Origin of the sequence: Promicromonospora aerolata (assembly GCF_042682255.1) — a bacterium.
In the GTDB taxonomy this organism is placed as follows: Bacteria; Actinomycetota; Actinomycetes; order Actinomycetales; family Cellulomonadaceae; genus Promicromonospora; species Promicromonospora aerolata.
The window spans coordinates 4,744,239-4,764,921 of the sequence record NZ_JBHUHF010000001.1; the positions used below are offsets into that span (position 1 = coordinate 4,744,239).

Sequence of the window (20,683 nt, forward strand, 5' to 3'; positions counted from 1 at the left end):
GTTGGGCGGTGCTGCTGGCTGCGCTGCCGGGCTGCCGGGCTGCCGGGCTGACGCTGCGGGGCTGGGTTGCGCTGCGGGCCAGGGTTGCGCTGCCTGGCCGGATTACACCGGCGCCGAGTGCAGAGTTAGTGGCAGTGCCAGCTGGCGACTGCAGGCATTGTTGCGGTGGCAGCCACCAGATCCGCAACCAGGACTGCACTCGACGACCGGGGCCGCGTCAATGTCTGCAGTTGGGGGAGGGGGGAGGGGGGCGGGGGCGGGGTGTGTCGGGTCTTGCCTTGCGGGACAGGAGACGGCAGCCCTCTGGCGCATTTCCCTGACAGGGCGGCGGGGGCTCGCCGGCCTTCAGGGGCAGAATTCCGCGACGGGCAACGGACCCGGTCGACGGCGGCACAAGGCCTTGAGCGCTTCCACAGGGTGCCGTTGTCCACAGGGCGCTCCGTCGGGGCTCCGCTGTGGCGTCGATCGCGCTGTGATCTGTGTGTGAGGCATCCCGAGACCATCCACGCGCAGTTCTGGACCCTGGCCGCGTGCCAGGAAGGGCTGGTGAGCATTGCACAGTGCGCCGCGGCCGGGATCAGCAAGCATGCGGTGCTGCGGCTGGTTCGTTCCGGAGCCTGGGCGCGGATCACCCGCGGGGTCTACGACACCAACCCGGTATCCGTCCGGGACCGGGCATGCGATGACTATCACGGCCACGTCCGTCGTCGGGCCGCATGGATCGGGCTCCTTGCCTACCCGGACGGCGCGGCGACCGGTGGGTGCGCGCTGGCGCTGCTCGGAGTAGGCGGTCTGCCGTCCGAGCTGGCGCCGGAGGTCTCGCGGCCCGCCCGAATGGACGCCGGCCTGCGGCCTGGAACGGTGCTCCGTCGGTACGGGACCTTCCCAGTGGTGCAGTGTCACGGGCGCGACGTCGCGACGCTCGTGCACGCACTGGCTCAGGGGCTGCTGACGCTGCCACGCGACCATGCCGTGGCGGCGATCTGCGACGCTCTGCGTCAAGACCGCATCTGCGCGGCAGACCTCGGACGGATCCGAGGGCTGATCCGCGGTCGGCGAGGGGTTGTCGCGGTGCGGCCATGGCTCGAGCTCGTACCCGGTCGGGACGCCCCGCCGGCGGAGACGTTCACCCGGTTGTCGCTCATCGACCACGGGGTGCCGCCCGACGGGCAGCAGATCGTCTTCCGGTCGGGTGACAAGTTCCTCGGCCGGGTCGACTTCGCGTGGATGCTCGCCGACGGGCGCTATGTCGTGGTCGAGATCGACGGCCGGGAGTTCCACTCCGGCGACGAGATGCTCGCGGACGACGCGAAGCGGCAGAACGGCCTGGTGGCCACCGACCGTGTGATCGTCCTTCGGTTCCCTGCCCCCAGGGACAGCTCGGATGGCGACATCGGAAGCCAGGTCGCCGACCGGCTCCACCATCTCGGCTGGGTGCCTGGTGCACACATCGGCCCGGCGGTGCACCTGGACGGGTGAGCGCCAGTGCAGAGCTTGTTGCGGTTGCAGGACTCGAAGCAGCAACTAGTTCTGCAGTCGACCAACGGTGGTGGCGGAGTCTGCAGTCGGCGGGGGCTGGACCGGGTGGGCCCGTAGCCTGGGGGCGTGAACCACCCTGAGGCCCTGGAGCCGTTCCGCCTTGCCTATGTGCCCGGCGCGACGCCGAGCAAGTGGGCGAGCGTCTGGCGTGAGCGGCTGCCAGACGTACCCCTTGAGCTGGTGCAGCTCGAGGCGCCGGCCGTCGCGCCCGCGCTCGTGGCGGGGGAGGTCGACGCCGCGATCGGTCGGCTCCCCGTGGACAAGGAATTGTTCTCCGCGATCCCGCTCTACGAGGAGACGTCGGTGGTCTGCTTCTCGCGGGATCACCTGCTTGCCGCCCTCGCGGAGGACGAGGAGGTGTCCAGCGCGGATCTCGCCGAGGACCCGGTCTGGGTCCCCGCGGACGACGTCCTCTTCGCCGCGCACCCGGTGCCCGGCGTGGCGCCGGCAGATCCGGAGGGCAACCCCCTCGACCCCGTACCGACCACTGCCGATGCCGTGGCGACCGTCGCGGCGAACGTGGGTGTGGCGGTCCTGCCGATGTCGCTCGCGCGACTGCACCGCCGCAAGGACGTGACCTACCGCCCGCTCGTGGACGGTCCGACGGCGCCGGTGGGGCTGGTCTGGCCCACCGACCGCACCACGGACCTGGTCGAGGAGCTCATCGGGATCGTCCGGGGGCGCACGGTCAACAGCTCGCGCGGCCGGGGCGGTCCGTCCGTACGAACGGCTCAGGCCGGGCCGTCAGGTGGCGAGGCTGCCGGAAAGCCGGCGAAGGCGGGTGGGAAGAAGCCGGGGAAGGGTGCGTCCACCGGATCCGGAGGGCGTTCCGGTGGCGGCCGCGGCGGTACGAAGGCCGCTGGTCGCGGGGACGCACAGCGGACCAGGGGTGCCCGCCCGGCGCCGAAGGGGAAGAAAAAGGGCAAAGGAAGGTAGGGATAGTTTCAAGCCCATGTAAGTCATTTCGGTAAGGTAACGGCATATTGGCGATCTGCACCATTGTCGCTACGCTCCGGGAGGCGTGCCGATTTCTCGGCACGGAAAGTACCCCCGTCTCGAAGGAGCGCTCAGTGCGCAAGATGACCGTCTTGGGAGCCTCCGCGCTCCTCGTCGCCGGCCTCATGACCACCCCGGTAGTTGCGTTCGCTACGACTGTGTCGCCCGATGACGCGGAGTACCTCGACGACGTGCAGGTCTGCGAGGACTACGACTCCGGCAAGCAGGACACGACCGGTGATCCCACAGAGGTCACAGTCACGGCTCCTAAGGGCCAGCTCATCTCCGGCTACTGCGTCAAGGCGGGCTCGGAGAAGCAGGGGGAGGGCGACGGTGGCGCGTACTTCGTCAAGCTGGACGAGCCCACCGCTTCGGTGACCATCACGTACCCGTGGGCTGGTGGCCGCGACATCAGCCACTATGCGCTGGTCTACATCGACGCGCCCACCGCACCGGGCGAAGAGCCGACGGAAGAGCCGACCGACGAGCCCACCGAGGGCCCGACGGAGGAGCCCACCGAGGGCCCGACGGGCGAGCCGACCGAGCCAGGCGAAGAGCCGACTGACGAGCCCACGGACGAGCCCACGGAGGAGCCCACGGAGGAGCCGACCGCTCCGGGCGAAGAGCCGACCAACGAGCCGACCACGGAGGCAACCGAGTCGGCCGACGAGTCCGCGGCCCCGGCCGAGGATGACGCCACGCCTTCCCCCTCGGCCGCTGCCGAGGCGCCTGGTGTGCTCGCCGCGACCGGTGCCAGCACCGCCATCGGCATCACGCTCATCGCGCTGGCCCTCGTGGGTGGTGGCGCGACCCTGATCGTGCTCCGTCGCAAGGGCGTGCTCGGTAGCTGATCCCAGCTCACCGCGCGACGCTCAGGGCGGGCGCCCGGTCGGCTCTTGGTCTTCTCGAACTGTGGTTCGGTTGACCGGGTGCCGACCGGGCGCCCGCCCTTTTGTGCGCGGACCGGGGGTGATTTCTGCCCGGAGCGGGTGAACTTCCTGACCCGACTGTCGCCTTTGTCCGGCCAAAGATTCACCCTCTCGTCGCTGCGCCGCCTGCCTCATTGTTCGTGTTGTCGTACTGGCACGTCGGGAGCATTCTTCGGACATTTCTCTTTTGCAGCTGCGCGCCGGTGGCGCGTGCCGATCTGCCGTCGGGCACCGGGGTCGTCGTGTCGTCCCAGGTGCTGGGCCCGCACCAGCGTCCGTCCTGGTGGGAGCGGGTGAAAAGCTTCCCGCGTCAGCGCGTGGTCAAGCTCGTGGCCGCATCGCTCGGCGATTGCGTCGGAAACCGGTTTTCCGTCGGTTGCATCGGCTGATACCGCCGCGATGAATGTCGTTCCGATGCCATTGCAGGGAGTGTTCCTCGGATCTAACGTCGCGAATAACAGACGCGCCGCACCCCCATTTCTGTGGCGCCACGGCCACGGACAAAAGGACACCGAGATGAGACGCATATACGCGTTGGGCGCCGCCGCGCTCCTGGGGCTGGGGCTCTATGGCACGGCTTCCGCTATGGCGAGCCCTGTAGCGACAAGCCCTCTGGCAACGGAGGTCGAGCAGGTCTGCCCCGAGGAGGGGAAGATCGAGCCTGGAGAAGGCACAACGTCCGTCCCGGTAACCGCGCCGGACGGCAAGGTCATCATCGGCTACTGCGTCAAGGCTGGATCCGCCAACCAGGGTGACGGCCCCGAGTACGTGGAATTCGATCCGCCCGTTACCGAGGTGACGATCACCTACCCGGGCGGCAAGGACATCAGCCACTACACGGTGTTCTACGCTGATGCCCCGACGCCTTCCCCGACGCCGACGCCGACTCCCACACCGACGCCCACGCCGACCCCGACCCCGACGCCCACGCCCTCAGAGGAGCCAACGCCTACGCCGACGCCCACGCCGACGCCCTCAGAGGAGCCGTCCGAGGAACCGTCGGAGGAGCCCTCCGAGAAGCCGACCCCGGTGACGACGCCGGAGCCGACCGACAAGCCGGAGCCCGTGGTGCCGAAGGGACCGGACCTGCCCAAGTCGCCTGAGCCCGCTCCCGTGGGCCAGCAGACCACGGCGCCGCAGCAGACCGAGCTGGCCTCGACCGGCCCGGCCGAGGCGATCGGCTACTCGATGATCGCGCTGGCGCTGATCGGGGGCGGCACGGCGTTCGTCGTCCTCGCTCGGCGGCGGCTCGCCTGAGCCTCCCGCGCCTGAGTCGCACCACTCCCGGGAACGGGACTGACGCAGCACGAGGGCGAGCAGCCGCCGGAAGGTCGGCGGCTGCTCGCCCTCGTGCTTCCCCCAGTTCGGCCGGGGTCGAGGTCAGGCTGGTGGCGTGGTGGCCGTCACGTGGATGATCAACGCCTGCATCGGCCACAGCGTGGGCAGCTGCAGCCCCACGCCGGTCAGCACGGCACCCGATATGTCGGTCGGCTCCTTGCCGAGCCAGCCCGGGGTGATGCCGCTCAGCCACTTCGCGGATCCGACCTCGTCACGCACCCGAACGCTGTACCGCCGGGTGGGGTCGAGCCCGTCGAGCCGCACCCGTTCGGTCAGTGCGTCCTGCGGTGACGCCACAGCCGCGAGGGTCCACACCCCGGCCGTCCGGTCGGGCGCGACGAAGCCCGTGACCCGCAGTGCCGGGTCCACCGTGTCGGCGTGGACCACGGTGCCGGTGTGCACCAGGGACCGGAGCTCCTTGTAGAGCGCGGCGTAGGCCGCGACCGCGACGAGCTCGTCGTCGGTGCAGGTCAACAGGTCCCACTCGAAGCCCGCGTGGCCCTGCAGGGCCGTGGCCACCCGGAACGTGAGATCGGTGACGCGACCCGACGAGTGTGCCGGCGACGGGCCGACGTGCGCCCCGACCAGCTCGGGTGGCAGCACGAGCGCCGTCCATCGTTGGATGTCCTGACGTTCCAGCGGATCGTTGGAGTCCGACGCCCACACGCGGTCGGTGACCTCGAGGATCCCCAGGTCGGTCCGGGCTCCACCCGAGGAGCACGACTCGATCTCCAGCCCCGGATGGTCGGCCTTGAGCCGGGCGATCAGCGCGTACGCGGCCCGGGTCTGGACATGGGTACCGGGCTGCGCCAGACCGTCCGCGCCGACATGGACCGGTTCGGTGAGGTCGCGGTTGTGGTCCCACTTGATGAAGTCGATACCGAGCTGCGTCACCAGCGTCGAGATCTGGGAGCGCAGGTGCTCCCAGGCGGCGGCGTTCGCGAGGTCCAGCACGTACTGCGTGCGGAACGACAGGCCGTCCGGCGACGGGACCGCTGCCGGGTTCGACAGGATCCATTCCGGGTGGGCGCGGGCCAGGTCGGAATCGAGGTTCACCATCTCGGGCTCGAACCACAGGCCGAACTGCATCCCGAGCTCGTGCACGAGCCCGGCGAGGGGGTCCAGGCCGTCCGGCCACACATCGTGGTCCACGACCCAGTCGCCCAGGCCCGTCGTGTCGTCGCGCCGGGAGTGGAACCAGCCGTCGTCGAGCACGAAGCGTTCGACGCCGACGGCCGCGGCGCGGCGTGCGAGCCGCTCCAGCTTGGCCGGCGAGTGGTCGAAGTACACCGCCTCCCAGGTGTTCAGCACGAGCGGCCTGGGGCTGGTCAGGTGCTGCGGACGGGCCCGCAGCCATGTGTGGAACCGGTCCGCGACGCCGTCCAGCCCTGTCGCCGACCAGGCGAAGTACGCGACCGGCGTGCGATAGGTCTCGCCGGGCGCGAGCCGGATCTCGCCCGGCCGGACCAGCTCACCGGCGCCGAGCAGCGTGGCGTGCTCGGTCAGGTGGTCGATCCGGTGCGTCACGTCGGCGCTCCACCCGAGGTGGGTGGCCCAGACCTCGCCGGTCCGGTTGCTCGGCGTGCCCGCCGACGCCACGGTCACCCAGGGCGCGTCGTGCCCGGACCGCCCGCGCCTCGTCTGGCGGGCGGTGCTGCCGGCGGGCATGGCGGTGGTGACCGGCACCTTCTCGCGGGACCAGCGCCCGCTGAACTGGGTGAGGTGGTCCGCCGACCGGGGCACCGGGAGGGTGGCCTCGAGCCAGTGCACGTCCGCGCCGGCGGCACCGTCGTTGGTGAGCTCGTGCCACAGCAGCACCAGTCCGCCTGCGCCGATCTCGAGGTGCGTGCGCAGCGTGAGCCCCAGGCCGGTGTCCCGCGCGGTGACCGACAGCTCGGCCGCGTCGCGTTCCACGTGGGTGGCGGTCCAGCGGGGATGGACGGGGATGCCGTCCGACACCACGAGCAGACCGGGTCGGCCTGCCCACCCGTCCGACTCCTGCGGCAGCACCGATGGGCGCCAGGCGGCGTCGAGCGTGCCCGGTGCGGTCTGCCGGCTGGTCGCCGCGTCGAGCCCCTGGAGCTCGGCGGGTGAGAGGTCGCCCAGGTCCTGCCCCCAGTGGAGCACGAGCGGCAGACCGCGCTCCGGATGCGCCACCACGACCGAGACACCGTCCCGGCGCAGTACCGACCAGCTGGAGTCCTCGGCACGTTCGTTCATGTGGTGTCCCTCCACCCCCTGGACCACACCGTGTGCGCGGTCGCTGACTTCGAACCGGGCCCGACCCTAGCCCGCCGGGTGAACCAGGTCGTTCTCGGTGCGCAGCACCGGCCGGGAGGTGAGCGCCTCCTGGTCGAGGCCGCGGCTCGTCACGTGGAACACCGCCGTCGCACCCGCCGGCAGGTCCACGACCTGCTCGTCCACCTGCGCGTCCGGATCGAGGCGGTCGGCCAGCAGCGTCACGCCGCGGGCCAGCGACGTCGCCGTCACGTCCACCCGGTAGCCGCCGTGCTCCGCGGTCACCGTGGTACGTACCGGGGAGGGTACGAGCTCGAGGTCCTTGCTCTCCGCCCACGTGTGCATCCCGCGCGCTTCGCCGAGGGTCACCACCAGCACCTCGCGCGCCGGTTCGGTGACGGCGACCAGCTCGCCGGTCAGCGGGATCAGTGCCACAGAGCGTGGTGCGACGGTCACCGACTCCGGGTCCGACGCCGCCAGCACCGTGCCACCGAGCGTGGTCCGGGCCGCTCCGACCTGGCCGGTCCACGGCTCGTCCGTGTCGTTCACGAGGGCGGCGACCAGGTCGGTGCCGCGCGGCTGCACCGTCACGATCCGGTCGGCGAACGCGTGCTTCATCGCGTACCAGAGCGGCTTGCGCCGGCCGTCACCGTCGACGGCGGCCCAGGAGGTCACCGGCCAGCAGTCGTTGAGCTGCCACACGATCGCCCCGGCGGTCCGCGGCCACCACGACCGGTAGTGCTCCAGGGCGTACTGGATGGCACGCGCCTGGTTGAGCTGTGTGGCCCAGTGCCAGTCGGTGAAGTCGTCCGGCACGTCCAGGTGCGGGGCGAGACCGCGGTCGAGCTTGCCGTTGCCGTCGATGGCCTTCTGGTGCAGCAGAAAGGTCTCGGACTCCTTGAACCCCGGGGGCACGGCATCGGCGCCTCCACCCCACGAAGTGTCCTCGCTGTGCTGCGGTACGTCGCGGGGGTCACCGGATCCGGGCAGGATCGCGCGCCGCATCGTGGCCCAGGTCGCCGGACCTTGGAAGCCGAACTCGGACGGGAACCGCGGCACGTCGTCGCGGTAGTGCGTGTAGTCGACCTGGTTCCAGACGGCCCACTGGTGGTGCGTGCCGTGGTCCGGGTCGTTGGGGTGCATCTCCTCGGGCGTGAAGCCGGGGGAGTAGGGCGACCCGGCCGCGTACGGCCGGGTCGGGTCCACCTCGGCCAGGACCTGGGGGAAGAGCTCGTAGTAGTAGCCGGCGCCCCACGTGAGGTCGCCGAGCGGCTCCTTCCAGTCCCAGTCCTCGTGCCCCCAGATGTTCTCGTTGCCGCCGTTCCACAGCACGAGCGACGGGTGCGGCGCCAGGCGGGCGGCGTTCTCCCGCACCTCCGCCTCGAGCTCGGCCCAGTGCGGGTCCTCCTCCGGGTAGGCGGCGCACGCCAGCAGGATGTCCTGCCAGACCATGACCCCCCGTTCGTCGCAGACGTCGTAGAAGTCGTCCGACTCGTAGATGCCACCGCCCCAGACCCGCAGCAGGTTGAGGTTGGCGCCGAGCGCCTGGTCGACACGCTGTTCGAGGCGTTCGCGCGTGATGCGGGTCAGCAGGTGGTCGTCCGGGATCCAGTTGGCCCCGCGCGCGAAGACCGGCTTGCCGTTGATGACGAACGTGAAAGGCGTGCCGTGCTCGTCGGGTGTGCGGTCCACCTCGACCGTGCGGAAGGCGATCCGGCCGGACCAGGAGTCCAGCGGTTCGGAGCGGTCCTCGCCGTCGCCCTCGTAGAGGGTCACCACGATCGGGTACAGCGGCTGGTCGCCGTGTCCGGCGGGCCACCACAGGTCGACGTCGGGCACCTCGACCTGCACGTCCAGGGTGCCGCCGGACCAGCTGGGCGAGGCCATCGAGCTGACGCCGCGGTCGCCGACGGAGACGTCGACGGTGAGGCGTCCGAGGTCGGACAGCCCGGACCTCTCGATCTCGAGGCGTACGTCGACCAGCCCCGCGCCGTCGTCCGACACGGTGGCCAGCGGTGTGACCCGCGCGAGGCGCGCCACGCGCCAGCGCTGCACCCGGACGGGCTTCCACAGGCCGGCCGTCTGCAGGTCGGGGCCCCAGTCCCAGCCGAACGAGCAGGCCATCTTGCGGACCATGTTGAACGGCTGGTCGTAGGCCATGGGGCGCGTGCCGAGGCGCTTCGCCTCGGCCTCGGCCGTCTCGAGCGCGGAGTCGAGGTCGACGACGAGGTTGGCGGGCGTGCCGACGAGCTCCCGCACGTCGTACCGGTAGGAACGGTGCATGTTCCTGGTGCGGCCCAGCTCGACACGGCCCTGGGTGACACCGGCTCGTTCCACGTCGGTGTCCACCAGGACGGTGGACACCGTGTCGATCCCCTCGAACAGCAGGTCGACACGCTCGTCGGCTGCCGCGGGCGGCTCGTCGAGCACCGTCGCGTACCGCCAGGCCGTGCGCTTCATCCAGGCGAGCGCGTTCTCGTTGGTGCCGAGGTACGGATCGGGGACGAGGTTCTGCTCGAGAAGGGCGGTGTGGCTCGTGCCCGGCACGGTCGCGGGGACGGGCACTCCGGCAAGGTCCGCCGGCACGGGTCCACCCGTCGGGGTCAGGGTCCAGTCGGTCAGGTCGCGGCTGATCTTCATCGATCCTCGTCCCTCTGGAGCAGGTGCTCCGGTGCGTGTGCGAGCGGTCCCGAGCATAGGCCGGGCGTCGTGTCGGATCGAACCGATACCACCGTGCCGTGCGGACCCGTGCCCGCCGGCGCAAAACAGGCGACTTCGGCGGGCGTCCCCGCCAGGATGGCCGGTATGGACGAGGTCGAGGTCGTCGTTGCCCCCAGCCAGCGTGCGACGCTGCGCGTCGGCGACGTGTTCCTGAAGGTCGACGGTGACCCGGTGCATGCGGACCTCGAGGTGCGCGCGATGGCCCTGGCGCCGATCCCGACGCCGGCGGTCCTCTGGCGCGAACCGCCCGTGCTCGCGATCGCGGCCGTGCCCGGCAAGGCGCTCGGCGTCCTCGGGGCACCCTCGGACGCGTCACCGGCGGCGTGGGCGGCGGCAGGCGCCGCGATCCGCCGGCTGCACGACGCGCCGTTGCCGCCGTGGCAGGGGCCCCGGCTCGACGACGTGGCGGCGGACCTTGCCGGCGAGTGCGCCTGGCTGCTGGCCAACGGCGTTCTGCCCGCCGAGGTGGTCCGGCGCAACCAGGAGATCGCCGCGGGCGCGCTCCGGCCGTGGAGACCGGCGTTCATCCACGGTGACCTGCAGATCACCCACGTCTTCGTGGACGGCGACGAGGTCACCGGCGTCATCGACTGGTCCGAGGCCGCCCCCGGGGACGCCATGTACGACCTCGCCACCTTGACGCTCGGCCACGAGGAACGCCTCGACGACCTGCTTGCCGGCTACGGCGGCGCGGACCGGGACGTGATCCGCGCGTGGTGGTCGCTGCGCAGCCTGGTGGCGTCGCGCTGGCTGATCGAGCACGGATTCGACCCCGACGCGCCGGGGTGCGAGTTCGACGTGCTCAGGTCGCGGATGCAGGAAGACGGCGGCGCCCCACCGGACAGTCCCGACCGACGGGTCTAGCCCCAGGTGCCCGCCAGGACCTGGCGCAGCGGGTCGCCGTTCTCGCTCAGTCCGGCCGGACCGCTCAGTCCGGCCGGACCGTTCAACCCGGCCGGACCACTCAGTCCGGCCGGACCACGAGGCCGAGCGACTCGGCCAGGAGGATCGCCTGGGCCTCGCTGACCACCGCACCCGTGAGGTTCGCCGCGAGCGGGTCGAGCGTGGACAGGTCACTGCCGCGCAGGTCGGCGTTGGCCAGGTCGGCTTGTTCGAGATCGGCACCGGAGAAGTCGCAGCCGATCAGCACGGCACCGGTCGCCTTGATCCCGGCCAGGTCGGCCTCGCGGAAGCGGACGCCGTCGAGCTCTGCGCCGGCGAGGGCGGCGCGGTGCAGGTCGGTGAAGGACCAGTTGCCGCCCTCGACCTTGAGGAGGTCGAACCGGCAGTCGGCGAACTGCGAACCGACCAGCTTGCAGCGCTCCAGCTTCGCGTCGAAGAACACGCACCCGTCGAACACGCACGACGTGAAGGCGAACTCGGTGAGGTGCGCGCTGTTGAAGCGCACACCACGGAACACGCACGAGTCGAACGTGGCTCCCGTTCCCGAGGCCTCCGTCAGGTCCACGTCGGCGAACAACGTCGCCAGGTGGTCCGCACCGGACAGGTCGCGGGCGTACCAGTCCTCGCCGGTGACGGTGAGCTCGGTCGCGGGCATCCGAATCATGGGCCGACCCTACGGGTACCCGCTGACACTGCCTGGGGCTCGGTCGTGGGCGCGGCCGTCGCGCCTCGAACGGTCGCAACGGTCGCGCCCACGACCACGGGGTCGTCAGGCGGGGTCGGGGAAGGGGACGCCTGTCGTCGCGTGGCAGCGGTAGCCGTTCGGGTTCTTGGCCGCGGACAGGTACTGCTGGTGGTAGTCCTCGGCGTAGTAGAACGGCCCTGCCTCGGCGGCGGGGGCGATCTCGGTGGTGATCGCGTCGTAGCCCTTGGCGCTGAGCACCTCGGCGTAGCGCGCGGCGGTCTCCTTGGCGGCCTCGGCCTGCTCCGGCGACGTCCAGTAGATCGCCGAGCGGTACTGCGTACCGACGTCGTTGCCCTGGCGGAAGCCCTGCGTGGGGTCGTGCCGCTCCCAGAAGATCTTGAGCAGCTCCGCCTCGGTGACCTTCGTCGGGTCGTACGCGACGAGCGCGGTCTCCGTGTGGCCGGTCCGCGTGCTGCAGACCTCCTCGTAGGTCGGGTTGGGCGTGGTGCCGCCCATGTAGCCGACGGCGGTGCTCACGACACCGGGGACCTGCCAGTAGATCTCCTCGGCGCCCCAGAAACAGCCCATCGCCAGGTACAGCACGCGGGTGCCGGGCTCCCACGGGCCCGTGATCGACGAGCCCAGCACCGTGTGCGGGCGCGGCGCCTGCAGCACTGGCGCGGAACGGCCCCGCAGAGCGTCCTCCGGCGCGACCATCGTGGACTTCGCGCTGCCGGATCCAGGGCCGAAGAGAGAATTGAGGAACGTCATGGACACATCCTTAAGGGTCTGCTTCGTGCGGTAGCACGTCTGTCAGCACAACACTGCCGTCCGCGGCGGTGTTCCGGCGCTCGCGTTCTGCGGTCGGCAGATCCCCGTGGCCGTCCCGGGCGGCACACGAGATCGTCGGCACATGAGCAGCGAGGTAGGTACGGTCGCGGTCCTGTCGGACGTCCACGGGGTGCTCCCGGTACTGGAGGCCGTGCTCGCCGAACCGGACGTGCTGGCCGCCGACCGGGTGGTCGTCACCGGCGACCACGCCGCCGGGCCACAGCCCGTCGCGGTGCTGGACCGTCTGCGGTCCCTGGGGGAGCGGGCGCTCCTCGTCCGGGGGAACGCGGACCGCGAGCTGGTCGCGCTCGCGCGCGGCGGAGACACGGACATCCCGGATCCGGTGGCCCCCTGGGCGGCCGCCCAGCTGCGGCCCGACGACGTCGCGCTGCTCGACGGCCTGCCGTACCCGGCCGAGCTGACCGTGCGCGGCTTCGGCCGCGTGGTGTTCTGTCATGCCACCCCGCGCGACGACGAGGAGGTGGTGCTCGTCGACTCCTCCCTGGAACGCTGGGCCGAGGTGCTCGGCGGGCTCGACCCCGCGGTAGGGACCGTCGTCATGGGGCACACCCACATGCCGTTCGTGCGCCTGGTCGACCGTCGCCTGTGCCTCAACCCCGGCAGCGTCGGCATGCCCTACGGGCGGGCGGGCGGATCTTGGGCGCTCCTGCGGGACGGGCAGGTCGAGCTGCGGCACACGCCCGTCGACGTCGAGGCGGCGGTGGCCGCCGTCGCGACGGCGAGCACGTTCCCCGGCGCGGAGCAGTGGGCACGGGAGTACGTGACCTCGGCCAACAGCGACGCCGACGCGCTGCGGGCGTTCGGGCCGCGCGACGGCCGTACCTGGTCGGGATGAAGGGCCTTCTGCGGCAGCACGGTCTGACGCGGCGCCGTCGCGAAAGTGGGACTGAGCGATATCGATGCCGGTGTCGGTGGCTCGGCGTAGCGTCCAGTTCATGGCCGACAACGATCCTGAGCTCCTGTTGCCCGACACCGCCGCGTGGCGCGCCTGGCTCGACGAGAACGAGGCGACGTCGAACGGCGTCTGGCTGATCCTCGCGAAGAAGGGCAAGGACACCCCGACGAGCCTGACCCGCGGCTCCGCGCTCGAGGAGGCGCTGTGCAGCGGCTGGATCGACGCACAGGCGCGCAGCCGGGACGACGCGACCGCGCTGCAGCGGTACTGCCCGCGCAGACCGCGCAGCCGCTGGTCGGCACGGAACGTGGGGATCGTGGGCCGGCTGACCGCCGAGGGGCGCATGCGACCCCGTGGCCAGGAAGAGGTCGACAAGGCCAAGGCGGACGGGCGCTGGGACGCCGCGTACGAGGGCAGCAAGAACATCGAGGTGCCGCCCGACCTCGTCGAGGCGCTCGCGGCCAGCCCACGGGCGACGGCGATGTTCGGCATCCTCACCGCCCAGAACCGGTACGCGATCCTGTTCCGGATCACGGGGGTCAAGAAGCCAGAGACCCGAGCGCGGAACATCGCCAAGTTCGTCGCCATGCTGGAGCGGGGCGAGACGGTGCACCCGCAGAGGCGGACGCTCGAAACTTGAGAATTGACCACGATTTGCCCAGGAGTTGCCCTTGAGATTTACAAGACGGCTCACATAGGGTCCCCAGGCAACGTCGAGACCGGGGAGGGCCGTGCACAGCGAGGTCGTACTGCGGCTCGACTCGGGGAACGTGCTGGTCACGTTCGTCCCCACGATCCCGGAAACGCTGCCTGACGTCAGGCGGGCGGCCGACGACCCGGACGTCCGCCTCCCGGCCGGCTCGCCGCCCGTCCACGGCCAGGCCCCGACAGCCGGCGATCCGCTCGCCGCCGTGGCCGCGCGCCTCGCCGCCGACGGCGTCCCGGTGCACCCCGGTCTGGAGGCGCTGCTCGATCTGCCGGGTTCCGCCCCGCTCCTGCACACGCTGGAGACCTACCTCGAGCTCGCGGGCAGTGCTCAGGCGACGGCCGAGGCGTTGCACCTGCACCGCACCTCGCTGTACTACCGGTTGCAGCGCGTGGAGGTGCTCGCCGGCACGGACCTCAAGGACGGTACGGAGCGCCTCGCGCTCCACCTGGCGCTGAAGGTCGCCCGAGCCGCGGGGCGCCTGGCCGGGCCCTGACGCTGCGGCGTCCTGACCCGCCCGGGCCCCGGGCCGCGCCCGTCCCCGTCCCGGGCGCGCGGATCAGCGCACGGCCAGGTCGGCGATGGCCGTGGCGAGCTCGTCACCCTCCACCCCCTCCGGCCAGCCGCGCAGCAGGCTCCCGTCCTTGCCGACCAGCGCGACGAGCGGCGGCTCGGCGACCGCGTACCGCAGCATCGCGTCCCCGCTCGGCTCCACGGCGACGGGGTAGGTGATGTCGTGGTCCTCGACGTACGTCGCCACGTCCGCCGGGTCGGAGAGGTTCGCGATACCGACGAACAGGACCGTGTCCTCGTACTCCTCCACCACGTCGTTGATCGGCGGCTGCTGGTCCGCGCAGCGCGTGCACCAGGTCTCGAAGAACACGAGCACCACGGGCCGTTCGCCCCACTGCTCCGTGAGGTCCAGGGTCGTGCCGTCGGTCAGCTCCAGGGTGAGCGGCGGCGCCGGGGGCGCGTCGTCGGGCGCGGTTCGGAACTCCACGCCCGACGGCACCGGCCCCGGCATGCGGCCGCGGTCGGCCTCGGAGCACCCGGCGAGCGCCCCCGCGGCGAGCCCGGCAGCGAGCAGGCCGGCGACGGCTCTTCTCATCGCAGCACCGCCTCGGGCGCGTCGTCGAAGGCCGGGTTGGGCTCGATCGGCACGGGGCCGTGCTCGCCGATCATGAGCTCCGTGCCGGACAGGTCGACCGAGGCAGGGACGTCGAGCGACATGACGCACACCGTGGGCTGCCCGTCCGAACCCAGGTCGATCGAGAACGCCTTCTCGGCGCGACCCTCCGGGAGCGACCCGGCGGCGAGCACGTCACCGTCCGCCAGCACCTCGTAGGCCGCCTCTGGATGCGCGTACCGGAAGGCACGCGCACCCGAGCACGGGACGGACGGCTCGCGGATGTTCGCGTCGGGAACCACGAGGCGCACGGCCTGGGTGTCCTGGGTGCTTGCAGCCCCACCCGAGCACGCCACCAGGCATCCCGCCAGCAACCCCGCGAGCCCTATGCAGGCAGCGGGTACGCGTCCGCGAGGGCGGGCCGGCTCGGTGAGGTCGGTCGGATGTCTCGAGATCGGTCCATCGATGGACCGATCTCGAGGCAACGGACCGATCTCGGAGTCCGGGGTCAGCACAGGACCGACCTCGGGGTCTCGGGGGTCACTCCGTGTCCCGCAGCTCACCCGCCGACGCGGCGAGCGCGGCGGCGGCGAGGTTGCGCTGTCCGACGTCGGCCAGGGCCTCCGCGTCCTGGACGAACCGCGCGAGCGCGGCGTCCGCGCCGGCGGGCGACCGGTCCGCCGTCCGCAGGAGGGCGCTCAGCTGACTGGCCTCGTCACCGGTGAGCACGTCACGGTCCCGGTAGTCCGCCACGAGGGTGGACAGGGAACGCGTCGTCGGCGCCGTGGCCCGCAGCGGCACCCGCACCGTGCGCGTGACGCTCGGGTCGGACTCGCTCGTGACCGTGAGGGTCAGCAGGGCGGCCCGTGCGGCACCGTCCGTCGCCGTCGCGTACGCCGACACGGGCAGTGTGCCACCCGCCTCGACGGCCGTGACCTCGTACGGGAGCGAGACGTCCCAGCCGTCACCCCGTACGGACGCCGAGACCCGGTACACGTCCGAGTCGAAGATGCCTTCGCCCGCCTCGCCCGTGTTCCGCACCGGCACGTTGACCAGCGTGGTGCCGTCGCCCACCGGGTGCTGCTCGGGCCGGCCGAGCCGTACCCCGCGCTGCACCGACCCGGAGGCGTCGAGGTGCCGCGCGGCGACGTCGTAGGTCAGCTCGCCGTCGGCGCCCCGTGCCGCGTCGAGCACGTACAGGTGCACGTCGTTGGGCTCGTCCACGTACTCGTACGCGCTGCCCGATCCGGTGCCGGCGTGGAAGGTGCCGTCGTCGAGCTGGCGGGGGTCGCCGCGCACCACCGGCACGGGCGTGCCGTCCGGGCGGTAGTAGTCGATGCGGCCGATGTTCTCGGGGTTCGCGTCGACCAGCCACTCGCGCGGGTTGCCCCGCGGCTGGTTCTGGGCCAGGAGCACACCGTGGCCGGCGGTGAACGAGTCGTTGCCCACCCGGTCCACGACCTCCATCGTGTAGTCCGTCCAACCCGTGCCGTCGGGGCACCAGAACTCGGGGTCCTCCGGCGTGTCCGCGGCGCACTGGCCGGAGGTGTACCCGCCGTCGAGCGTGACCTCGAGACCCACCTTGCCGCTGCTGCCGCCCCGCGACTCCGGCACCGAGGAACGGGCCTTCAGGGTGGCGACGGCCGGGCCCTGCTCGGCGAGCTCCGACCGGGTCAGCAGCACCTGGTCGTCGGCGGTGAGCACCCCGAGGTCCTGCTTGTAGTGGAGCATGTGGTGGGGCCCGAGGGCGGAACCGCCCGCGTTCGGGATCTGCCACCTGTTGTGGGTGCCGCCCGGGCCGTTGAACGAGCCGCGGCTCATCATCTCCCAGTAGCCCGTGTAGTTACGGGTGTTGTCGGCGAACGGGTTGTTGTAGTTGTCCGGCAGGCCGCGCAGGTGGCTGAACTCGTGCGCGAACACGCCGAGGCCCGAGCTCTCCGCCTGGGTCGAGGTGCCGCCGCCCGCGTTGGGCCAGTGGTTGGCCGCCGACTGCCAGGACGTCCAGTCCACGTACCGGGTGGCGGCCCAGTTCGGCATGGGGTCGCCGTTCTGGTTCAGGGGTGCCTCGCCGTTCTCCGTGCGGGGCGGGCCCAGCTCGTCCGGGACGTCCTCGGGGGACTCGAACATCATCTGCCCGAACTCCTCCCACGTGGACGTCTCGTCGTGCCCGGCGGTCACCCAGAAGCCGTTGTCGAACCCGCAGAGCTGCTCCTCGCAACCGCCCAGGTCCTCGTGCCAGGCCTCGAACCCGGCCTGGCGGATGTTCTTCCCGCACTCGTCCCCCAGCGGGCAGAACTCCTCGATCGGCTCGTTGAACCGGTCGTAGCCGTACTCGTGCAGCTTGCCCGGGAGCGTGTACGGGCCGAACACCTCGACGTCGACACCGATCCGGCCGTGGCTGTCCTCCATCCAGTACCCGTGCAGGGTCTGACCGCCGTTGTACTCGTTGGGCGTGGCGTAGTAGTCGTAGAACCACTGGTTCACGTCGTCGCTGCCCACCGGCTGGAAACCGCTGGCCGGGTTGCCGAACGGGTGCGTCAGCGGGTCCTGCGTGATCAGGAACGGCTGGTCGGCGAACTCGAGCAGGATCACCGCCGTCCGGTACTGCACGTCACTGCCCTCGGAGGTGTCCGCGGAGTCCCAGTCCGCCGGCCGCACGGGGGAGTAGTCGTCCCAGGTCATCTCGGCCTGGTCGGTCCAGTCCTGCGGGTCGGGCGCCGTGATCGGGCTGCCCGACGCCGGGGTGGTCACGTCGGCGGTCGACGTCGTCCCCACGAGGGGGAGCGTCAGCGGGACGGCGAGCGCGGCGGCGGCGGCGACCACCGTCCGCCGGGCCAGCCGGCCCGTCGCCCTGCGTCCTGGTGTCGGTCGTGTCGGTCGTGGGCCTGATCGGAGCCTCATGTGGGTGCCGCCCTCCGGGATCGTCCGGGACACGACCCAGGACGGGCCGTGCCGCGAGGCTACGAGCAGGAGGCCGCCGAGTCATCGGTCAGGTGTCGGGCGTTCGTCCGACATCTGTCGGATCGGTGCGCGCTCCGTGCACCTTTCGTGCGGCGCGTGAACACGCCACCAGCGCGTCCATGTGCTCCCCTAGGGTGTTATCCGTGTCGCAGACCGAGGAGACCAGCGTGACGTCAGCCCCGACCACCGCGCCGCCCACCGACGAGTCCGGCGCGGTCCCGCCAGCCATCCGGGCCGCCGCGTCGTGGTCGTGGCGCATGCTCCTCATCGGCGCGTTCATCGCTGCCGCGCTGTGGCTCCTCACGCTCCTGAAGACGATCGTCATCCCGGTCGCGGTGGCCCTGCTGCTCACGATCATGCTGACACCCGTACGCCGCCTGCTGAACGAACGGCTGCGGCTGCCGCGCGGGCTGTCGGCCGGTCTCTCGCTGGTCGGGCTGATCCTCGTGGTGGCAGGCCTGATCACCCTGGCGGGACAGTCCATCGCGAACGGGTTCGCCGACCTGACGGCGCAGGCGATCAGCGGCTTCGAGGAGCTGTGGGCGCAGCTCTCCTCGCAGTTCGGGCTCGAGGAACAGCTGAACAGTTACAGCCAGGACATCCTCGACCAGCTCGAGGCGCAGCAGGGCGCGATCGTGAGCGGCGCCCTGGGCGCCGCCGCCACCGCGGGCAGCGTGCTCGTCGGCGCACTGATCGCGCTGTTCTGCACGTTCTTCTTCCTGCACGACCCGCGGGGCATCTGGACGTGGATCGTCGGCCTGCTGCCGCAGTCCTCCCGGGAGCGGGTCAACCAGGCCGGTCGCCGCGGTGCCGTGACCCTGGCGGCTTACACCCGCACGCAGATCCTCGTCGCTGCCGTGGACGCGGTCGGCATCGGGATCGGTGCGGTGTTCTTCGTGCCGTCGCTCGCCCTGCCGATCAGCATCCTGGTGTTCGTCGGCTCGTTCGTGCCGGTCGTCGGTGCCATCGTCACCGGGGCCATCGCGGTGGTCGTGGTGCTCGTGTCGAACGGCTGGGTGGCCGCCCTGATCATGCTCGGCGTCGTGCTGCTGGTGCAGCAGATCGAGTCGCACGCCCTGCAGCCGTTCCTCATGGGCCAGGCCGTCTCGCTGCACCCGGTCGCCGTCATCCTCGCGGTGGCCGCCGGGTCGTACGCGGCGGGCATCGTCGGTGCCCTGTTCGCGGTGCCGCTCGCCGCCGTGCTGAACACCGTGATCCTCTACCTCAACGGGCACGACAAGTTCCCGGAGCTCGGCGACGAGGACGCGCTGCCCATCAGGTGGCGCGCGGCGGACGCGCCACCGATCCCGCTCCGCCTGCGGCGCGCGCCCGGCGTGGCGGCCGAGGCGGCCGTCGTGGACGTCGGCATCGACGAGGACGGCGACGCGCCGGACGGCGATCCGAAGCGCTGAACGTGCATCTGGCGGCGCAGTCGGGCAACATGCCCGCTGTGCCCTTGGATCCGTTCGACCTGGAGTCCTACGGCGGCCACCTCACGGTGACCGCCGACGACGCCCGCGCCGCCGCCGACCTGCTCAACGGTGTCATCACGCGGACACCGATCACCGAGAGCCGTGCGCTCTCCACCATCGCGGGTACGAAGGTGCTGCTCAAGTGCGAGAACTTGCAGCGCGCCGGCTCGTTCAAGGTGCGGGGCGCCTACGTGCGCCTCGCACGCCTCTCACCCGCCGAACGCGAACGCGGCATCGTCGCCGCCTCCGCGGGCAACCACGCGCAGGGCGTCGCGGTCGCCGCGGGAATGCTCGGCATCGACACCGTCGTCTACATGCCGCTCGACGCCGCGCTGCCGAAGGTCGCCGCGACCCGCGGGTACGGCGCCGAGGTGCGGATGGTGGGCTCCTCCGTGGACGAGGCGCTCGCGGCAGCCCGCGTCGAGTCCGCGCGCTCCGGCCGCGTGCTCATCCACCCGTTCGACCACGTCGACGTCGTGGCAGGTCAGGGCACCATCGCCCTGGAGATCCTGGAACAGGTGCCGGATGTCGCCACCGTCGTCGTGCCGCTGGGCGGTGGAGGGCTGGTGGCCGGGATCGCCGCCGTGCTGGCCGAGGTCGCACCGCACGTGAAGGTGGTGGGCGTGCAGGCGGCGTCCGCGGCGGCGTACCCGGGCTCGCTGAAGGCGGGCAAGCCGCTGGCGGGGACGCTCGGCTCCACCATGGCCGACGGCATCGCCGTGGGCCTGCCCGGCGACGTCCCGTTCGGGATCGTGCAGAAGGAGGGCGTCGAGGTCCGGACCGTCACCGAGGACCAGCTCTCGCGCGCGCTGCTCGCGGTGCTGGAGCGCTCCAAGCTGATGGTCGAGCCCGCCGGAGCCGCTGGTGTCGCCGGCATCATGGCCGCCGGTGCCGGCGCGTTCAAGGGTCCGGTCGTCGCCGTCCTGTCGGGCGGGAACATCGACCCGCTGGTGCTGCTCCGCGTCGTGCAGCACGGTCTCGTCGCGGCCGGCCGGTACCTGAAGCTGCAGGTGCGGCTGATGGACAAGCCGGGAGCGCTCGCGCGGCTGGTGGAGACGATCGCGGCGGCCGGCGCGAACATCGTGGCCGTCGACCACACCCGCACCGACGTGTCCCTCGCCGTGTCCGAGGTCCGGGTCAACCTGCAGCTCGAGACCAAGGGCGCGGGCCACCGGGCCGCGGTCGTGGAGCGGCTGCAGTCCGAGGGCTACGAGGTCGTCGCCCACTGAGTTCCGGGGCGGGTGTCGTGGCCGGGCCCTCCCGTTCGTCGTCGGAGTGACGCGGCCGTTCCGGTCGCGCGACATGACACCGGGGAACTCCCC

At 71.6% G+C, this 20,683-nt stretch carries 18 protein-coding genes; 11 read left to right on the plus strand and 7 right to left on the minus strand.

Going from position 1 to position 20,683, the window contains the following annotated elements:
• Positions 1 to 483 precede the first annotated feature (483 nt).
• The 5 genes from ACFSL2_RS21200 (at position 484) to ACFSL2_RS21220 (ending at position 4,721) form a co-directional block, all read left to right on the plus strand.
• Positions 484 to 1,479, plus strand: coding sequence for a type IV toxin-antitoxin system AbiEi family antitoxin domain-containing protein (locus ACFSL2_RS21200; protein ID WP_377199738.1), 996 nt, complete (start codon positions 484 to 486; stop codon positions 1,477 to 1,479).
• A gap of 126 nt (positions 1,480 to 1,605) precedes the next feature.
• Positions 1,606 to 2,475 carry a LysR substrate-binding domain-containing protein gene (locus ACFSL2_RS21205; protein ID WP_377199739.1) on the plus strand — a complete coding sequence of 290 codons (870 nt, stop codon included), beginning with the start codon at positions 1,606 to 1,608 and terminating at the stop codon, positions 2,473 to 2,475.
• 134 nt (positions 2,476 to 2,609) lie between these two features.
• Positions 2,610 to 3,386: a hypothetical protein gene (locus tag ACFSL2_RS21210; RefSeq protein ID WP_417629352.1), complete on the plus strand. Its 777-nt coding sequence runs from the start codon at positions 2,610 to 2,612 to the stop codon at positions 3,384 to 3,386.
• A gap of 281 nt (positions 3,387 to 3,667) precedes the next feature.
• A complete protein-coding gene (locus ACFSL2_RS21215) occupies positions 3,668 to 3,853 on the plus strand; it encodes a hypothetical protein (RefSeq protein WP_377199740.1) in 186 nt (61 codons plus the stop codon).
• Positions 3,854 to 3,980: 127 nt separating this feature from the next.
• Complete coding sequence (locus ACFSL2_RS21220; protein ID WP_377199741.1) at positions 3,981 to 4,721, plus strand: hypothetical protein; 741 nt, start codon at positions 3,981 to 3,983, stop codon at positions 4,719 to 4,721.
• Between the two features lie 123 nt (positions 4,722 to 4,844).
• On the opposite strand, the gene ACFSL2_RS21225 is transcribed toward ACFSL2_RS21220, so the two are convergent.
• On the minus strand, positions 4,845 to 7,022 hold the full coding sequence (locus tag ACFSL2_RS21225) for an alpha-galactosidase (RefSeq protein ID WP_377199742.1): 2,178 nt from the start codon (positions 7,020 to 7,022) through the stop codon (positions 4,845 to 4,847).
• Between the two features lie 66 nt (positions 7,023 to 7,088).
• On the minus strand, positions 7,089 to 9,680 hold the full coding sequence (locus tag ACFSL2_RS21230) for a glycoside hydrolase family 2 protein (RefSeq protein WP_377199743.1): 2,592 nt from the start codon (positions 9,678 to 9,680) through the stop codon (positions 7,089 to 7,091).
• A 165-nt stretch (positions 9,681 to 9,845) separates the two neighbouring features.
• Between ACFSL2_RS21230 and ACFSL2_RS21235 the strand changes: the two genes are divergently transcribed.
• The gene (locus ACFSL2_RS21235; protein WP_377199744.1) at positions 9,846 to 10,625 is read left to right on the plus strand and encodes a phosphotransferase family protein; all 780 of its coding nucleotides are present in this window, start codon (positions 9,846 to 9,848) and stop codon (positions 10,623 to 10,625) included.
• A gap of 100 nt (positions 10,626 to 10,725) precedes the next feature.
• Here the strand turns inward: ACFSL2_RS21235 and ACFSL2_RS21240 are convergent, their stop codons facing one another.
• The gene (locus tag ACFSL2_RS21240) at positions 10,726 to 11,328 is read right to left on the minus strand and encodes a pentapeptide repeat-containing protein (RefSeq protein ID WP_377199745.1); all 603 of its coding nucleotides are present in this window, start codon (positions 11,326 to 11,328) and stop codon (positions 10,726 to 10,728) included.
• Between the two features lie 105 nt (positions 11,329 to 11,433).
• Complete coding sequence (gene msrA / locus ACFSL2_RS21245; RefSeq protein ID WP_377199746.1) at positions 11,434 to 12,120, minus strand: peptide-methionine (S)-S-oxide reductase MsrA; 687 nt, start codon at positions 12,118 to 12,120, stop codon at positions 11,434 to 11,436.
• Between the two features lie 142 nt (positions 12,121 to 12,262).
• On the opposite strand from msrA, the gene ACFSL2_RS21250 reads away from it, so the two are divergent.
• The 3 genes from ACFSL2_RS21250 (at position 12,263) to ACFSL2_RS21260 (ending at position 14,298) form a co-directional block, all read left to right on the plus strand.
• Complete coding sequence (locus ACFSL2_RS21250) at positions 12,263 to 13,036, plus strand: metallophosphoesterase family protein (RefSeq protein WP_377199747.1); 774 nt, start codon at positions 12,263 to 12,265, stop codon at positions 13,034 to 13,036.
• A 100-nt stretch (positions 13,037 to 13,136) separates the two neighbouring features.
• The gene (locus tag ACFSL2_RS21255; protein ID WP_377199748.1) at positions 13,137 to 13,736 is read left to right on the plus strand and encodes a YdeI/OmpD-associated family protein; all 600 of its coding nucleotides are present in this window, start codon (positions 13,137 to 13,139) and stop codon (positions 13,734 to 13,736) included.
• A 91-nt stretch (positions 13,737 to 13,827) separates the two neighbouring features.
• Positions 13,828 to 14,298: a PucR family transcriptional regulator gene (locus ACFSL2_RS21260; RefSeq protein ID WP_377199749.1), complete on the plus strand. Its 471-nt coding sequence runs from the start codon at positions 13,828 to 13,830 to the stop codon at positions 14,296 to 14,298.
• A gap of 63 nt (positions 14,299 to 14,361) precedes the next feature.
• Here the strand turns inward: ACFSL2_RS21260 and ACFSL2_RS21265 are convergent, their stop codons facing one another.
• The 3 genes from ACFSL2_RS21265 to ACFSL2_RS21275 form a co-directional block, all read right to left on the minus strand.
• Positions 14,362 to 14,910 (minus strand): TlpA family protein disulfide reductase, encoded by a 549-nt coding sequence (locus ACFSL2_RS21265; RefSeq protein ID WP_377199750.1) that lies wholly within the window; start codon positions 14,908 to 14,910, stop codon positions 14,362 to 14,364.
• A complete protein-coding gene (locus ACFSL2_RS21270; RefSeq protein WP_377199751.1) occupies positions 14,907 to 15,284 on the minus strand; it encodes a hypothetical protein in 378 nt (125 codons plus the stop codon). The genes ACFSL2_RS21265 and ACFSL2_RS21270 overlap by 4 nt, the downstream gene beginning before the upstream one ends.
• Before the next feature lie 184 nt (positions 15,285 to 15,468).
• Positions 15,469 to 17,829, minus strand: a complete 2,361-nt coding sequence (locus ACFSL2_RS21275) for a M6 family metalloprotease domain-containing protein (protein ID WP_377199752.1) — start codon at positions 17,827 to 17,829, stop codon at positions 15,469 to 15,471.
• A 203-nt stretch (positions 17,830 to 18,032) separates the two neighbouring features.
• Here ACFSL2_RS21275 and ACFSL2_RS21280 point away from each other — a divergent pair, with 203 nt between their 5' ends.
• Positions 18,033 to 19,301, plus strand: coding sequence for an AI-2E family transporter (locus ACFSL2_RS21280; protein ID WP_377199753.1), 1,269 nt, complete (start codon positions 18,033 to 18,035; stop codon positions 19,299 to 19,301).
• Positions 19,302 to 19,330: 29 nt separating this feature from the next.
• Positions 19,331 to 20,590: a threonine ammonia-lyase gene (gene ilvA / locus ACFSL2_RS21285; RefSeq protein WP_377199754.1), complete on the plus strand. Its 1,260-nt coding sequence runs from the start codon at positions 19,331 to 19,333 to the stop codon at positions 20,588 to 20,590.
• The last annotated feature ends 93 nt before the right edge of the window (positions 20,591 to 20,683 follow it).

Coding starts and splice junctions, on each gene's coding strand:
- ACFSL2_RS21235 (WP_377199744.1), top strand. CDS start 9,846: ATGGACGAGGTCGAGGTCGTCGTTGCCCCCAGCCAGCGTGCGACGCTG.
- msrA (WP_377199746.1), bottom strand. CDS start 12,120: ATGACGTTCCTCAATTCTCTCTTCGGCCCTGGATCCGGCAGCGCGAAG.
- ACFSL2_RS21225 (WP_377199742.1), bottom strand. CDS start 7,022: ATGAACGAACGTGCCGAGGACTCCAGCTGGTCGGTACTGCGCCGGGAC.
- ACFSL2_RS21220 (WP_377199741.1), top strand. CDS start 3,981: ATGAGACGCATATACGCGTTGGGCGCCGCCGCGCTCCTGGGGCTGGGG.
- ACFSL2_RS21230 (WP_377199743.1), bottom strand. CDS start 9,680: ATGAAGATCAGCCGCGACCTGACCGACTGGACCCTGACCCCGACGGGT.
- ilvA (WP_377199754.1), top strand. CDS start 19,331: ATGCCCGCTGTGCCCTTGGATCCGTTCGACCTGGAGTCCTACGGCGGC.
- ACFSL2_RS21275 (WP_377199752.1), bottom strand. CDS start 17,829: ATGAGGCTCCGATCAGGCCCACGACCGACACGACCGACACCAGGACGC.
- ACFSL2_RS21250 (WP_377199747.1), top strand. CDS start 12,263: ATGAGCAGCGAGGTAGGTACGGTCGCGGTCCTGTCGGACGTCCACGGG.
- ACFSL2_RS21265 (WP_377199750.1), bottom strand. CDS start 14,910: ATGAGAAGAGCCGTCGCCGGCCTGCTCGCTGCCGGGCTCGCCGCGGGG.
- ACFSL2_RS21255 (WP_377199748.1), top strand. CDS start 13,137: ATGGCCGACAACGATCCTGAGCTCCTGTTGCCCGACACCGCCGCGTGG.
- ACFSL2_RS21240 (WP_377199745.1), bottom strand. CDS start 11,328: ATGATTCGGATGCCCGCGACCGAGCTCACCGTCACCGGCGAGGACTGG.